At 67.2% G+C, this 15,657-nt stretch carries 11 protein-coding genes; 1 reads left to right on the top strand and 10 read right to left on the bottom strand.

Going from position 1 to position 15,657, the window contains the following annotated elements; genetic code table 11:
• Position 1 precedes the first annotated feature (1 nt).
• The 8 genes from K0H49_RS18960 to K0H49_RS18995 form a co-directional block, all read right to left on the bottom strand.
• Positions 2-577: a HutD/Ves family protein gene (locus K0H49_RS18960; protein ID WP_219215891.1), complete on the bottom strand. Its 576-nt coding sequence runs from the start codon at positions 575-577 to the stop codon at positions 2-4.
• Between the two features lie 16 nt (positions 578-593).
• Entirely contained in the window at positions 594-2,306 is a 1,713-nt protein-coding gene (hutU, locus tag K0H49_RS18965; protein WP_219215784.1) for a urocanate hydratase, read from the bottom strand.
• Positions 2,307-2,329: 23 nt separating this feature from the next.
• Entirely contained in the window at positions 2,330-3,901 is a 1,572-nt protein-coding gene (hutH, locus tag K0H49_RS18970; RefSeq protein ID WP_219215786.1) for a histidine ammonia-lyase, read from the bottom strand.
• Between the two features lie 94 nt (positions 3,902-3,995).
• A complete protein-coding gene (hutC, locus tag K0H49_RS18975) occupies positions 3,996-4,808 on the bottom strand; it encodes a histidine utilization repressor (protein WP_219215787.1) in 813 nt (270 codons plus the stop codon).
• Between the two features lie 4 nt (positions 4,809-4,812).
• Positions 4,813-5,556, bottom strand: a complete 744-nt coding sequence (locus K0H49_RS18980; RefSeq protein ID WP_219215789.1) for an amino acid ABC transporter ATP-binding protein — start codon at positions 5,554-5,556, stop codon at positions 4,813-4,815.
• Positions 5,557-5,570: 14 nt separating this feature from the next.
• Positions 5,571-6,710 (bottom strand): amino acid ABC transporter permease, encoded by a 1,140-nt coding sequence (locus K0H49_RS18985; protein WP_219215791.1) that lies wholly within the window; start codon positions 6,708-6,710, stop codon positions 5,571-5,573.
• A 13-nt stretch (positions 6,711-6,723) separates the two neighbouring features.
• Positions 6,724-7,659 (bottom strand): ABC transporter substrate-binding protein, encoded by a 936-nt coding sequence (locus K0H49_RS18990; RefSeq protein WP_257624998.1) that lies wholly within the window; start codon positions 7,657-7,659, stop codon positions 6,724-6,726.
• Positions 7,660-7,708: 49 nt separating this feature from the next.
• Positions 7,709-8,725 (bottom strand): TauD/TfdA family dioxygenase, encoded by a 1,017-nt coding sequence (locus tag K0H49_RS18995; protein ID WP_257624999.1) that lies wholly within the window; start codon positions 8,723-8,725, stop codon positions 7,709-7,711.
• A gap of 670 nt (positions 8,726-9,395) precedes the next feature.
• On the opposite strand from K0H49_RS18995, the gene recQ reads away from it, so the two are divergent.
• Positions 9,396-11,231 carry a DNA helicase RecQ gene (gene recQ / locus K0H49_RS19000; protein ID WP_374122382.1) on the top strand — a complete coding sequence of 612 codons (1,836 nt, stop codon included), beginning with the start codon at positions 9,396-9,398 and terminating at the stop codon, positions 11,229-11,231.
• A 97-nt stretch (positions 11,232-11,328) separates the two neighbouring features.
• Here the strand turns inward: recQ and K0H49_RS19005 are convergent, their stop codons facing one another.
• Both K0H49_RS19005 and K0H49_RS19010 read right to left on the bottom strand, forming a co-directional pair.
• The gene (locus K0H49_RS19005; protein ID WP_219215797.1) at positions 11,329-13,818 is read right to left on the bottom strand and encodes a YadA family autotransporter adhesin; all 2,490 of its coding nucleotides are present in this window, start codon (positions 13,816-13,818) and stop codon (positions 11,329-11,331) included.
• 225 nt (positions 13,819-14,043) lie between these two features.
• Positions 14,044-15,615, bottom strand: coding sequence for a S41 family peptidase (locus tag K0H49_RS19010; protein ID WP_219215799.1), 1,572 nt, complete (start codon positions 15,613-15,615; stop codon positions 14,044-14,046).
• Positions 15,616-15,657: the final 42 nt, after the last annotated feature.

The raw sequence follows: 15,657 nt of genomic DNA on the forward strand, positions 1-15,657 counted from the left end.
GTCATGTCTCCTGGGATTTCATATGGAAGCGCACGGCGACGAGGCGTGCGTCGTCGTCGCTGGGTGTCAGTGCCCACGCCATCGCGACATCGGCCCACCAGAGCCCTTCGCCAACAGACAGTGTCTGGTCGCCCGCCCGCCATTGGCCGTGCAGGCTCATCAGCAAGCCGCCGGATGCAACAGGCAGCGATTGCGCATCGGCCAGGACGCGAACGTCTGCGCGACAGCGCGCACGCCGGCTCATCACGTTGAAGTCGTGCGATGCGCTGCCCAGCAGCGTGCAATCGAGTGCGACGTCGCCACTGAAGGCAAAGGGTGCGAAGGGTGTGTCGAGCCGGTGGTCGAGGCCGCCCTCGGCCGCACGCAACTGCACGCCGTCGCCCTCGAGCAGCATGATCGTGCGGTCCACGCCCGCGAACACCGAGAAGGGGCCGCTGGCGGCGATGGTCGCGATGCTCACGCGCCAGTCGAAGGCCTCGATCCCGGCGCCCGGCGGCCAGCTCGCGATCTCGCGTGTGCTGCCGCCGCCGTTCTTCCAGGGTGTGGGCCGGAGTTGCGCGCGCGAGAAGCGTTGCATGGGCATGGCGTCGCGCCTACTTCACCATCGGCAGCTTGAGGTCCTGCTTCTTCGCCGTGGCGATCGCGATGTCGTAGCCCGCGTCCGCATGGCGCATCACGCCGCTGGCCGGGTCGTTCCACAGCACGTTGCCGATGCGCTTGGCCGCGGCTTCGGTGCCGTCGCACACGATCACCATGCCGGCGTGCTGCGAGTAGCCCATGCCGACGCCGCCGCCGTGGTGCAGGCTGACCCAGGTCGCGCCGCCCGCTGTGTTGAGCAGCGCGTTGAGCAGCGGCCAGTCGCTCACCGCGTCGGTGCCGTCCTTCATCGCTTCGGTCTCGCGGTTCGGGCTCGCGACCGAACCGGTGTCGAGGTGGTCGCGGCCGATCACGATCGGCGCCTTGAGCTCGCCGTTCTTCACCATCTCGTTGAAGGCCAGGCCCGCGAGGTGGCGCTCGCCCAGGCCCAGCCAGCAGATGCGCGCGGGCAGGCCCTGGAAGGCGATGCGCTCGCGCGCCATGTCGAGCCAGCGGTGCGTGTGCTTGTTCTCGGGGAACAGCTCCTTGATCTTGGCGTCGGTCTTGTAGATGTCCTCCGGGTCGCCCGAGAGCGCGACCCAGCGGAACGGGCCCTTGCCTTCGCAGAACAGCGGCCGGATGTAGGCGGGCACGAAGCCGGGGAAGTCGAAGGCGTTGGCCACGCCTTCGTCGAAGGCGACTTGGCGGATGTTGTTGCCGTAGTCGACCGTGGGCACGCCCATGGCCTGGAAGTCGAGCATGGCCTGCACATGCACCACGCAGGACCTGGCGGCGGCGGCGCTCAGCGCCGCGTGCTGCGATGCGTCCTTCATCGCGGCCTGCCATTGCGGCACGCTCCAGCCCGCGGGCAGGTAGCCGTGGATCAGGTCGTGGGCCGAGGTCTGGTCGGTCACCAGGTCGGGCTTGATGGCGGTGCCGGCCTTGGCGCGGCGCGCGAGCTCGGGCACGATCTCGGCCGCGTTGCCCAGGAGCGCGATCGACACGGCTTCCTTCTTCGCCGTGTGGTGCGCGATCAGCGCCAGCGCGTCGTCGAGGTCCTTGGCCTGCTTGTCGACGTAGCGCGTGCGCAGGCGGAAGTCGATGCTCGACTGCTGGCATTCGATGGCCAGCACGCAGGCACCGGCCAGCACGCCGGCCAGCGGCTGCGCGCCGCCCATGCCGCCCAGGCCGGCGGTGAGGATCCACTTGCCCGACAGGTCGTTGCCGTAGTGCTGGCGACCGGCTTCGACAAAGGTCTCGAAAGTGCCCTGCACGATGCCCTGCGCGCCGATGTAGATCCAGCTGCCGGCCGTCATCTGGCCGTACATGAACAGGCCCGCGCGGTCGAGCTCGTTGAACTTCTCCCAGTTCGCCCACTTGGGCACCAGGTTGGAGTTGGCGATCAGCACGCGCGGCGCATTGGCGTGGGTCTTGAACACGCCGACCGGCTTGCCCGACTGCACCAGCAGCGACTCGTCGTCCTCGAGTTCCTTCAAGGAGGCGAGGATCTGGTCATAGCACTCCCAGTTGCGCGCGGCGCGGCCGATGCCGCCGTACACCACCAGGTCCTGGGGGCGTTCGGCGACTTCGGCGTCGAGGTTGTTCTGCAGCATGCGGAACGGCGCTTCGGTGAGCCAGCTCTTGCAGCTCAGCGTGCTGCCGCGCGGCGCGCGGATCACGCGGGTCGGGTCGTGGCGCGGGTCGGTGGCGATTTTTTCGGGTGCGTTCATGGTTCGGTTCTCCTCAACTGCGACTAGGCGGCAATGGCGTTGGACGAATGGCTGGGCAGGCAGGCCAGCAGGGCGGACGGCAGATCGGCGGCCAGCGCCCACTGGCGCATCGCCTCGATGTCGGGTGCGAGGTAGCGGTCGCGCTCGAGGAAGGCGACCTGGGTGCGGATCCTGGCGAATTCGGCTTCGACGAGCGGAGAACTCTTCAGGCCGCCGCCGCGCTTGAGCTCGATACCCTGGGCAGCGCACATGGCTTCGATGCCGACAACCACGGCCGTGTTGTCCACCATGTCGCCGAGCCGGCGCGCCGCGAAGGTCGCCATCGACACATGGTCTTCCTGGTTGGCCGAGGTGGGCAGGCTGTCGACGCTGGCCGGGTGCGCGAGCGACTTGTTCTCGGATGCGAGCGCGGCGGCCGTGACCTGCGCGATCATGAAGCCGGAGTTGAGGCCCCCGTCGTGCACCAGGAAGGGCGGCAGGCCCGACAGGCCGGTGTCGAGCAGCAGCGCGATCCGGCGCTCGCTGATCGCACCGATCTCGCTCACCGCCAGCGCGATGATGTCGGCCGCGAAGGCCACGGGCTCGGCGTGGAAGTTGCCGCCCGAGATGACTTCACCGGTGTCGGTGAAGACCAGCGGGTTGTCCGAGGCCGCATTGGCCTCGATCACCAGCACGCGCGCCGCATGCGCGAGGTTGTCGAGGCAGGCGCCCATGACCTGCGGGATGCAGCGGATGGAATAGGGGTCCTGCACGCGGCCGCAATCGGCATGCGACGGCACGATCTCGCTGCCCTCGAGCAGTTCGCGCACGGCCGCGGCCACCGCGATCTGGCCAGGCTGGCCGCGTGCCGCATGGATGCGCGCATCGAAGGGCTTGATCGAACCCTGGATGGCTTCGAGCGACAGCGCACCCGACATCAATGCCGAAGCGAACACGTTCTCGGCGCCGAACAGGCCCGCCAGCGCCAGCCCGGTCGACACCTGCGTGCCGTTGAGCAGCGCCAGGCCTTCCTTGGGGCCGAGCACGAAGGGTTCGAGGCCGATGCTGCGCATCGCCTCGGCGCCACTGATCACACGCCCGTCGGCCATGGTGGCCTGGCCTTCGCCGATCAGCACGCAGGCCAGGTGCGCTAGCGGTGCGAGGTCGCCGGAGGCGCCGACCGAGCCCTTGGCGGGGATGGCCGGCGTGATGCCGGCGTTGAACAGCGCGATGAGCGCATGCACCAGTGCGGGCCGCACGCCCGAGTAGCCGCGCGCCAGGCTCATGGCCTTGGCCACGATGACCAGCCGCACCACCGCGGACGACAGCAGCGCGCCCGTGCCCACGCTGTGCGAGAGCACGAGGTTGCGCTGCAGCTCGGCCAGATGGTCGTTGCCGATGCGGGTGCTCGCAAGCTTGCCGAAGCCGGTGTTGATGCCGTAGACGACCTCGCCGCCGGCCACGATGTCGTGCACGGTCTGGTGCGCGCGGTCGAGCGCGGGGATCAGCTCGTCGGCCAGCGCGAGCCGGACTGCACCGGCATGCACACGGCGCAGATCGGCCAGGCCCAGGGGTTGGGACGCCAGCGTCAAGGTCGAAAGGGAAGGCTTTGTCATGGTTTAGCTCTAGACAGGTATATACAAGTCAGGACGAAGTATGGCGCAAGTCGAGACGCACGTCGAGCGCGTGCGTCTCGCCGAAGCCGCTTTTTTACTCTTGGTCGGGCCCCGGCCGGAAGCGGCTGCCCAGGCGATAGCGCGAGGCCGGGTGCAGGCAGCGCACCCAGGTGATCGGCACCTCTTGGGACCAGGTCCGGCGGGTCAGCTGCAGGCAAGGCTCTTCGACCGCCATCTCGAGCCGCCGCGCCTGATCGGCCGTCGGCAGCACGGCATCGACCAAGTGCTCGACCTGGTCCACCGGCACGTGCGCCACCAGGTATTCGCTGGGGGTGGTTCGCGTGAAGTCCTGGTCGAGAAACTCCGGCGCCATCTTGGGATTGACGTAGCGGTCCTCGAACTGGACCGGCACCTCGTTCTCCAGGTGGATGCACAGCACGTGGAACACCGACTGGCCCGGCAGCAGGCCCAGCCAGGCGGCGATGTCCGGCGGCGCGGACACGCGCTCCTGCAGCAGGCAATGGCAGCTGTAGTCGTGGCCGCGGGCACGGATCTCGTTGGCGATGTTGGCGATCTGCAGCAGGGTCGACTGCGGCTTGGCCTCGGCGACGAAGGTGCCGACGCCCGCGACGCGCACGATCCGGCCGTTGCCGGCCAGTTCGCGCAACGCCTTGTTCACCGTCATGCGCGAGACGCCGAACTGCGCAACCAGCTCGTGCTCGGAAGGCAGCCGATGCCCCGTGGCCCAGGTGCCATCGAGGATCTTCTGCGTCACGTAGGCCTTGATCTGTTCGTGCAGCGTCGTCGCGCCGCCGCTCGTCAGCTGGCCACCGGTGGCCACCGCCGGCACCGCACCATGGCGCGCGCGGACAGCGGTCTTGGAGTTGACTCCGGCACGTGCGTTCATGGCGTCAGATGCGCTTGGCTTCGCGGATGCTGCGGAGGAACCCGCGCGTGCGTTCACGCTGGGGGTCGCCAAAGATCTGTTCCGGGGGGCCTTCTTCATAGACCGAACCATCGCACAGAAAACACACCTTGGAAGAGACCTCGCGCGCAAATCCCATTTCATGGGTCGCGAGCAGCATGGTCATGCCTTCCTGCGCGAGGTCGCGCACGATGTTCAGCACCTCGGACACCAGTTCCGGATCGAGCGCCGAGGTGATCTCGTCGAGCAACAGCACCATCGGGTCCATGGCCAGCGCACGCACGATGGCCACGCGCTGCTGTTGCCCGCCCGACATGCGGTCCGGGTACTCCTTGGCCTTGTGCGCCAGGCCGATGCGCTTGAGCAGCGTCATGGCGCGCTCCTCGGCCGCTTCGCGGGGCTGCTTGAGCACCTGGATCGGTGCCAGCGTCACGTTCTCCAGCACCGTCATGTGGGGGAACAGGTTGTAGCCCTGGAACACGATGCCGATTTGCCGGCGCAGCGCGTCGACGTCGACGCCCGGGCCGGTGATGCGGTCGCCGTGCACGAGGATCTCGCCGCTGTGGATCGGCTCGAGCCCGTTGATGCAGCGCAGGAGCGTGGACTTGCCCGAGCCCGAAGGGCCGATCAGGCTCACGACCTGGTGCTGCTCGACGGACATGGAGAGGCCGTTGATCACAGGCACGTCGCCGTAGGACTTGGAGATGTCCCGGATTTCAATGAACGACATTTCGATTTCTTTCCTCAAGCGCCGCCGGCACGCATGCGGGCCCGGTCGCGTCGCATCATGCGTTCGACGAATCGCGTCTGCGGGATCGAGATGGCGATGAACAGCAACGCCACCGTCGTCACGGCCGACAGGTTGTAGTAGTTGGACGCGATCAGCATCGACTGGTTGAAGGAGTCGATCACGCCGACGACATTGACCAGCGCGGTGTCCTTCTGCAGTGCGATGAACGCATTGAGCAGCGGCGGGATGATCTGGCGCACGCCCTGCGGCACGACCACGAAGCGCAGCGTCTGCATGTGGGACAGCCCCAGCGAACGCGCCGCCGCGGTCTGGCTCCAGTGGATGCTCAGGATGCCCGCGCGGTAGATCTCGGCCACATAGGCGCCGACCGTCAGCGTGAGCGCGATCACCACATAGGTGGTCAGCGACAGGTCCTTGAGGATCGGCACGCCGGTCAGCGGAATGCCGAAGCCGATCAGGTAGATCACCAGCACCGCAGGCATCGAGCGGAACACGTCGATGTACGTGGTCGCCATCATGCGCAGCGGCTTGCCCGCGGCGCCCGGGGCGAAGGTCGCGAGCGCCACGATCAGGCCCCAGACCAGCACCAGCACTTCGGCGATCAGGAAGATCTTGACGTTGACCCAGAAGGCGCTGAGCACCAGCGGGAAGGTCTTGGTGATCAGCGGCACCAGGAAGAAGGTCTTCGCCACCGCCTGGTTGTTGGCCAGCAGGAACTGGAAGGCCAGCACCACGATCAGCTGGGCCATCGTATAGCCGATGGCGATCCAGCTCAGGTCGCGCGCCTCCGAGCGCGCCACGCGCCCGGCGACCATGTCCTTGGCCGCGGCGGCGCGGCGCACCGCACTGCAGCGGCCGAAGGCCTTGGCCAGCGGCCACACGACCACCACCGACGCCACGGCCAGGAGCACCGCGACGAGGTCGATCCAGAAGCCGCCGAACGCGTTGCCGAGCAGCGCGTTGCGGGCCGAGACGATCGTGTACCAGCTCGCGGCCACCGCGATCGCCACGACGACCAGCGCGGTGAACCACAGGACCCTGGGCGCGGCCGGAGGGCCGCCGATGTTCAGGCGCCGCCCTTGCTCGGACGGCCCGCCCGTCGCGCCGACGGCGCGAGGTGTTGCATTGCTCATGCTATGGACGTGCTCAGGGCTTCAGGACGGGCAGTTTGGAAGGATCCATGCCCAGGGTGGGAGAGAGCCATTTAGCGGCGAGGCGTTCAAAGGTGCCGTCCTTCTTGAAGTCCGCGATCAGCTTGTTGAACACCGGCAGGTTCGGCGAATCCTTGTTGACGATGCCGCCCCACTGTTCACCCGTGTGATAGCGGCCCACGACTTCCAGCATGCCGTTGGACTGCTTGGCGCGTGCCAGCACATTGGGTGTGTCGTACAGCACCGCATCGACCTGCCCGGCCGCGAGCGCGGCGTACATCGCGGAGTTCTCGGCATAGACCTTCGGGTGCTCGACGGGCTTGATGTTCTCCATCACGTACTGCAGCGTCGTGCTGCCTTGACGCGCGGCGAGGCGCAGCTTGCGGATGCTCTCGCTGTCGACCTTGGTGCCGGTCTTCACGAGCACGGCCTGGTCCGAATCGAAGTACGGCTCGGTGAAGTTCACGACCTTCTTGCGCTCTTCGGTGATGGTGATCTCGCTCAGCGCGATGTCGAAGCCCTGGGCCTGGCCGGTCAGGATCTGTGCGAAGGAGCGGCTCACCACGATCACGCGGTCGAGGCCTGCACGGTAGGCCATGTTGGCGGCCATGCAGTACTCGAAGCCATCCTTTATGGTGTCGAGCGAGTCGCCGTTCCACCAGCCGGGCGCCGGCAGTGCCGGACGAACAGAGAGGGCCCCCGGCACCACGGTCGTCAACTTGACGCTGCCTTTTTCGCCCGTCACTTCGCAATTGCCATAGTCCGGCGCCGCCGATGCAGTCGCGGCCGATGCGATCAGGACCAGGGGAACGAGGGCGCTGCGCAGCCGGGACACGGCGGCACCAGCGCGGGAGATTTCGAGTTGCTTCATGGGGGGTTCCTGTTCGAGGGATGCCGATGGTTGGATGAAGGATCTACGTCCCAGCGGCATGCACGGCGCCAGGCGCCGGCACATGCCGAGGGGGTTGCGCCGAAGCGCCTCAGGCCGCGACCGGCACGGCCGGCTGCGCGATACCGCCGTGCGGCTTGCCCGCCGACACGTCGCCCCAGAGGACCGCATGGTCTTCGGGCAGCGCGCGCGAGTTGGGCATGGACAGCCACAGGCGCATGAGCATACGGTCCTGGCCGGTGCTCACGTCGTCCTTGAAGGCCGTGCGGCCGTGGTAGACCACATGGTTGTTGAGCAGCTGAATGTCGCCGGGGGCGAAGCGCATTTCGAAGCACTGCTCTTCGGCGACGGCCATCAGCATCTGGATGGCCTCGTGCTCGGCAGCCGTGAGCTTGCGCACGCCGGGGAGCATCTGGGCGTTCTCGATGTAGGTCAGCGAGAAATGGCTGGTGAACTTGCCGTCGCGCACGCCGAAGATCGGCAGGTCGTAGGCCACGTGCTCGCCACCGGCTTCTTCGCCGAAGCGGCTGCGCGCGATGGGCTGGCACAGCAGCGCATGCAGGTCAGGGCGGCGGCGCAGGATCTCGTTGTAGACCGTGGCGCTGCTCGCCAGCTTGCTGACGCCGCCTTCGGACGCCTGGCGCACGCACAACAGGCCCACCACGTCGCAGCGGTCGGTATGGAAGCGCAGCTGGCCCGGCGACAGGGTGCGTGCGCCTGAAGACAGGAACTGCCGGCCGGAAGCATCGACCGTCGCGCCATACAGCTTGGCGCCCACGCCCATGCCCTCGTCCTTGATCTCGCGCATGACTTCGCCGCGGTTGTTCTGGAACATCTGCGTGCCGAGGTGCGCACCCATCGCGTACCAGATGCGGCGCAGCTGCTCCTGGTCGTAGCGGCTCACATCGAGGCCGCGCATCTTGACCATACCGGAACCGTTCTCGAGCTCTTCGCGCACGTCGTCGAAGTAGGCCTCGGAGCCGGGCAGCGGGAAGTTCTGACGGTTGATGTGCTTCCAATCGATGCCTGCGGACTGCGCCACCGCGGCATCGATCTGTTCCAGCACGGCCGCCGGAAACTGCTTGACCCAGCGATGGTTCTCGACCATCTCGGCGCCTTTCCAAACACAGGCGCCTTGTATGTAGTTCGACTCAGACATGAGTTCTCCAGGAGAAAGAGACAAATGGGATGGGAGGTAATTTTGTTGTCTAGTCTTGACTAGACAAGGCTGGACAATACGCGCGCCCCTGGCGGTTTGCAATTGGTTGATGCTTGTTCTAGGGGAAACACTTAGGCAGGATTTTCGCCTGCGAAAAACGCACCGCGGCGAGGCACTCGTGCACGACATTCGCGCACCATGCGCACGCCGCCGGTGCAATAGGGCCGCGGGCCCGTCTCCCACGCGCTGACCCACAGGCAGCGGCCGTGCCCGCGAGGGCGCCCCTCGCGGCCTTGCCGGCCCTGTTCCGGATCGCCTTGATCTGGAATGACATCGGGGTTTCGACATCGGCCGAAGGCGGCTGCCTCCGGGGAGACGAGCGAATTCTGGTCGGACGATGTTCTGGTCTATACATGAGAGGTTAAATTCTTGGTCACAGCGCTCCGGCAACGGTGGAGGAACCCAGTCGGTCTGTCTAGACAACCTCTGTGACATTCATGTCTACACATTGCAAAGCGCGTGCCAGCCACGACACGGACCGATCGGGGACAATGGCCGCGTGTCCCTCGCCACCCTCCCCCATCCCACCGACAACCAGGGCAGCGCCACGCCCGCGGACATCCTTCACGAGGTGTTCGGCTACACCCAGTTCCGGGGTGCACAGCAGGCCATCGTCGACCACGTCGTGGGCGGCGGCGACGCGCTGGTGCTGATGCCCACGGGCGGCGGCAAGTCGCTGTGCTATCAGATCCCGGCCATCGCGCGGCAGCGTGCGGGGCATGGCGTGTCGATCGTGGTGTCGCCGCTGATCGCGCTGATGCACGACCAGGTCGGCGCATTGCACGAAGCCGGCGTGAACGCCGCCTTCCTCAATTCCACGCTCGACTGGGAACAGACCCAGGACGTCGAGCGCCGCATGCTGCGCGGCGAGATCACGCTGCTCTATGCCGCGCCCGAACGGCTCAACACGCCGCGCTTCCTGTCGCAGCTCGACTCGCTGCACGAACGCGGCAAGCTGAGCCTGTTCGCGATCGACGAGGCGCATTGCGTGAGCCAGTGGGGCCACGACTTCCGCCCCGAGTACCGCTCGCTCACCGTGCTGCACGAGCGCTACGCGGGCGTGCCGCGCATCGCGCTCACGGCCACGGCCGACGACCTGACGCGCGCCGACATCGTCGAGCGACTGCAGCTGGAGGAAGCGCAGCAGTTCGTCTCGAGCTTCGACCGGCCCAACATCCGCTACACCATCGTCGAGAAGAAGGACGCCACCACGCAGCTGCTGCGCTTCATCCAGCGCGAGCACGAGGGCGATGCAGGCGTGGTCTATTGCCAGTCGCGCAAGCGGGTGGAAGACGTGGCCGTCGCGCTGCAGGACGCGGGCATCAACGCCCTGCCCTACCACGCGGGCCTGGATTCGGCGGTGCGCCAGAAGCACCAGGACCGCTTCCTGCGCGAGGAAGGCATCGTGGTGGTCGCGACCATCGCCTTCGGCATGGGTATCGACAAGCCCGACGTGCGCTTCGTCGGCCACCTCGACATGCCGAAGAACATCGAGGGCTACTACCAGGAAACCGGCCGCGCGGGCCGCGACGGCGCCCCCGCCGACGCCTGGATGACCTACGGCCTGCAGGACGTGGTGAACCAGCGCCGCATGATCGACGAGAGCCCGGCCGGCGAGGAGTTCAAGCAGGTCATGCGCGGCAAGCTCGATGCACTGCTGTCGCTGGCCGAGGCGAGCGACTGCCGGCGCGTGCGGCTCTTGGGCTACTTCGGCGAGCAGAGCACGCCCTGCGGGAATTGCGACAACTGCATCACGCCGCCGCAGGTCTGGGACGGCACCGACGCCGCGCGCAAGCTGCTGTCGACCATCTACCGCGTGAACCAGCACAGCGGCATCAGCTTCGGCGCCGGCCACATCATGGACATCCTGCGCGGCAAGCCGACCGAGAAGGTCAAGCAGTTCGGCCACGAGAGCATCAGCACCTTCGGCCTGGGCGCGGAGTTCAGCGAGGTGCAGCTGCGCGGCGTGCTGCGCCAGCTGATCGCGACCGGCGCGCTGGCGGTGAATTCGGAAGCCTTCAACACGCTGCAGCTCACCGACGGTTCGCGCGCGGTGCTCAAGGGCGAGCAGGCGGTGAGCCTGCGCGAGTCGGTGTCGACGCCGGCCGAGCGCAAGCCGCGGCGCGAGAAGGCGGCACGCGGCGCGCCTTCACCCGCGGCGGCCACGCTGGACGACGCCGGCCAGAAGCGCTTCACCGCGCTCAAGGCCTGGCGCGCCGAGGTGGCGCGCGAACACAACCTGCCGGCCTACGTGATCTTCCACGACGCCACGCTGGCCGCCATTGCCGAACGCGCTCCCGCCACGCTGGAAGACCTGCAGGGCATCAGCGGCATCGGCACCAAGAAGCTCGAGGCCTACGGGGCGGATGTGCTGCGGGTGTGCAGCGCGTTCTGAGCCTCCGACCCATAAAAAAACCCGGCCGGACCTGAGGCCTGCCGGGTTTTGAAGACGCCGACGGCGCGCCTGGCGCCGTGGAGACGTCGCCTTCCGCTTACCAGGAGAACATGCCGCCCACGCCCGCCGCCGCACGGCCGTCGGTGCCGGTGCCGACGTTGAGCTTGATCTGCAGCGACTCGGAAATGCGCGCCGCCAGGCCCACGGCAACCGCCGAGCGGCCGTCGAAGGTGCCCACGCCCACGCCCATGCCGAAGTTCTTGCCGGCCTCGAGCGCCGGCATCGACGAGGCCGCCACGGCGATCGCGACGCCGGTGCCGGAAACCTTGCGGTTGTCGCTGAGCTGCTGCTGAACCTGCGCATTGGTGCGCGCCTGCGCCGCGTTGGCATTGCCCTGCGCATTGTTGAAGGCCGCCTGGTTGGCGTTCACCACGCGCTGGTTGCTGTTGATCACGGCCTGGTTGTTGTTCACCACGGCCTGGTCGTTCACCACCTGGTTGAGCTGGTTCACGTTGGCCGCATCGGTGCCCGCCACACCGGCCGCGACGCCGCTGATGGTCTTGTTGTTGTTGTTGATGCCCTGGGTCGACGTCACACCGCTCACGCTCAGGTTGCCGCCCACCGTGGCGCCACCGGTGGTCGACAGCGTGGTCGTTGCGATGTTGCCGGTGTTGGTGAGGCCGTTGGTGGTGGTGGCGCCCGTCACGCTCAGGTTGCCGCCTACGGTGGCCGCGCCCGTGGTGGTGAGCGTGTCGGTCTTGAAGTTGCCCGCGTTGGTGACGCCGTTGGTAGTGGTGGCACCGGCCACATTCAGGTTGCCGCCGACCGTGGCCGCGCCCGTGGTGGTGAGCGTGTCTGTCTTGATGTCGCCGGTGTTGGTGATGCCGTTGGTCGTGCTCGCGCCCGCCACGCTCAGGTTGCCGCCCACGGTGGCGGCGCCGTTGGTCTTGAGCGTGTCGGTCGTGAGGTTGCCCGTGTTCGTGACACCGTTGGTGGTGGTGGTACCGGCCACGTTCAGGTTGCCGCCGACCGTGGCCGCACCCGTGGTCGTGAGCGTGTCTGTCTTGACATCGCCGGTGTTGGCGATGCCGTTGGTGGTAGTGGCACCGGCCACACTCAAGGTGCCGCCGACGGTCGCCGCGCCGGTTGTCGTGAGCGTGTCGGTCTTGATGTCGCCCGTGTTGGTGATGCCGTTGGTGGTGGTGGCACCGGCCACGCTCAAGGTGCCACCGACGGTCGCCGCGCCGGTGGTCGTGAGCGTGTCGGTCTTGATGTCGCCCGTGTTGGTGATGCCGTTGGTGGTGGTGGTGCCCCGCACCGTCAGGTTGTCGGTGAGCGTGGTACTGCCCAGGATCGTGTTGGTGCCCGTGGCGCCACTGCTGCGGATGCCAGTGGTCAACGCGTTCGGGGAAGCGCCGGAGAAAATGCCGGTGCTGGTGGTGCTCGTGCCGCTGGCGGCGTCGTAGTCGGAGGCGGTCCCGCTCAGCAGGCGGCCCGTCCCGTTGTCGAAAGTGCCAGTGGTGGTCCCTGCATCGGCAGCAACGGTGCCCGTGATGATGGGGGCCGTACCGTTGAAGTGAAGCAGCTGCGCAGCGTCGGGCTGCACGTTGACCACCGAGCCCCCCCCGTTCCCCGACGACGACGGGCTCTGCAACGAGATCTCCGTGGGCGTCTGGTTGATCTGCGTGTAGTTGCCGGCGCTGTCTTGGACGGTCGATTTGAAGGTCGTCGCTGTCTGCTGGACGGCGGAAAAGTTCCCCGCGGTGTCAAGCACTCCGAGAACGGTGCCCGTCGTTGTCTGCCCGAGCGCCGACGCATTGCCGGCCGCGTCGCGGACCGCCGTGCTGGAACTCGTCGCCGTCTGATTGAGCGACGCCTGGTTTCCGTTCCCATCGTTCACTCTGAGAGAGCTGTCCGTCGCCGTCTGCTCGAGCGTTGCACGGTTTCCGTTGCCGTCTTGGACCACAGAGTTGGAGGTCGTCGCCGATTGACTGAGCGACGCCTTGTTTCCGTTGTTGTCATTCACCCCAACGTCGCTGCTCGTCGCCGTCTGATGGAGCGATCCCAGATTGCCGTTGTTGTCCTTCGTCGTGACGGCATGGCCGGTCGCCGTCTGGTCGATCGTCGCCAGATTGCCGGCACTGTCGTTGACATAAGAGGTCGAACCCGTCGCCGTCTGAAAGAGCGCCGCCTGGTTCCCGCTACCGTCTTTCACCCCGACTGTGCTGGTCGTCGCTGTCTGATCGATCGCCGACGCGTTGCCGGAACCGTCTCGGACCTGAGAGTTGGCATTCGTCGCCGTCTGATTGATTCCCGAAGCATTGCCGGCGCTGTCATTGACCACCGTGCCGGTGGCCGTCGTGGTCATGGTGGTCTGCGACACATTGCCCTGGCCGTCATCGGCCGTGCTGTAGATCCGTTGCGGATTGCCGGCGGTGGTGGTCGTGGTGGTGCCCGTGGGGGTCACCGCAGTGGAATCGGTGCCGCTTTGGACGATGACGCTCGTCACCGCGGCCTGGGCCGAGGTGTTGAAGGTGCAGACGGCCAATGCGGCGGCCAGCACCGTGAGGCGAAAGTGAGTTTTCATTGCAATCCCTGAATGTTTTTTTAAAACGGCGACCGCGCACCCTGCGTTGCCGCGCCGGGGGGATCGTAGGGAGGTTCCTCAGGCGCCATAGGCCGAGAGGCAGCAACGCATCCGCAATTCGTGACTTAATCTACGAATTGGCTCATCTTCCGAACCGTGATCGGATTGATTTGTGCGCTATTTGCGCTAAGCGTTTACAAATCTTCCGCGCAGCATTCGCGCGCCCTAAGGCTGATCCATCGACTCCACGATTCGATTGGAACGCAGCACATTGCGATCGAGGTAGGGCGTGCCGGTCGTTTCGGGCAGCGGTGCCGCCACGGCGCTGCGCCGGGCCGCGGAGGCCTGGGCCGGTACCGGGCAGGCGCCGCTGGCGCGATAGCTCAATGCCGCCGCGAAACGGCCCTCGGCCGGGTCGCCCAATGCATGTTCGAAGTCATCGGACACGGTGCAGGTCGGCGCCATGCCGTCGCCGTAGTCGCCGAAACCCTTGGCATTGACGCCCTGGAACTGGATCGCGAAGTAGGTGGTGCCGCAGTTGTCCTGCGGATAGAAGCCATAGGGCTTGCCGCAGGTCGCGGCGCCGATCAGGTCGACCGTGACGCCGATGCCGCGCAGGCCGTTGACCACCGACTCGCTGGCCGAGCAGGTGTCGGGACCGGCCAGCACCGACACGCGCGACAGGCCGAGCCGCGGCAGCGGCTGGCCGGCCGTGACCGAGTAGCCACGCGTGGTGCTCGGGAACAGCACCGACGACCCCGCGGGCGACAGTCCGAAAGGGTTCTTGCGATTGAACTGCAGCTTCTCGAACACCGCGCCCTGGCTCGCCTGGGGTGTCGCGATCATGCTGGCCACCTCGCTGGCGATGCCCAGCAGGCCACCGCCGTTGTAGCGCATGTCGAGCACCAGGTCGGTCACGCCGGCCGCGCTCAACTGGCCCATCGCCGTCACCAGCTGGGCTTCGGACTTCGCGACGTGGTCGTTGAACTGCAGGTAGCCGACGCGGCCGCCGGGCGTGTCGAGGGTGCGCACGTTCTGCACCGGCGAGCGCTCGATGCCGGCGGACACCAGCGTGACCGTGCGCTCGCTGCCGTCCTTGGCGCGCAGCTTGAAGGCGTGGCTCTGGCCGTTGGTGGCCGGCGCCAGCGCGCTGTTGAGCCGGTCGACCTCGGCCTGGCTGCTGGCGGTGGACGCGTCGACCCCGTCGATGGCCAGCAGGGTGTCGCCGCGCACGATGCCCGCCTGCGACGCCGGCGAGTTCGGTTCGGTATAGGCCACACGGATGGTGCGCGGCGCCGTGCGCTGCAGGAAGGCGAACTCGACGCCGTAGCCGACCTCGGTGCCTTGCTGCACATCGCCGTAGGTGGCCGTGGGATAGCTGAAATGGAAGCGGTCCTTGGCGCGGCCGGACGCGGTGAGCACCGGCGTCTTGAGCACGTTGAAGTAGGCGACCGGCGTGGTGTAGCTGGTGGCCAGGAGGTTCGCCGGCACCTCGTCGTACCAGAGGTAGGTCTGGTCGATCCAGCTGCGGACCCAGTTCTTTTCGTCGGCCACGGTGCCCGCGCGATCGGCAAAGGCCCGCCCGGTGCCCGGGTCGATGCCGGTGCGCGGCGCGGCGCAGAGACCGGCCAGGCTGGCCGAGCCCTGTGCGGTCGGCGCGACGGCGCCGGACGTCGGCGCCGCTGCATCGCCTCCCCCCCCGCCACCGCCTCCGCAGCCGGCGATCGACAACACGACAGCCAGGGCCATGCCCTGCAGGGCGACGTGCGCGCCGCCCTCCGAATTCCGGTGATCCATGACTCCCTCTTTCTCTTCTGGTGGTGGCGCTTCGTGGCGCGC

It is taken from the genome of Variovorax boronicumulans, assembly GCF_019352895.1.
GTDB lineage: Bacteria > Pseudomonadota > Gammaproteobacteria > Burkholderiales > Burkholderiaceae_C > Variovorax > Variovorax boronicumulans_A.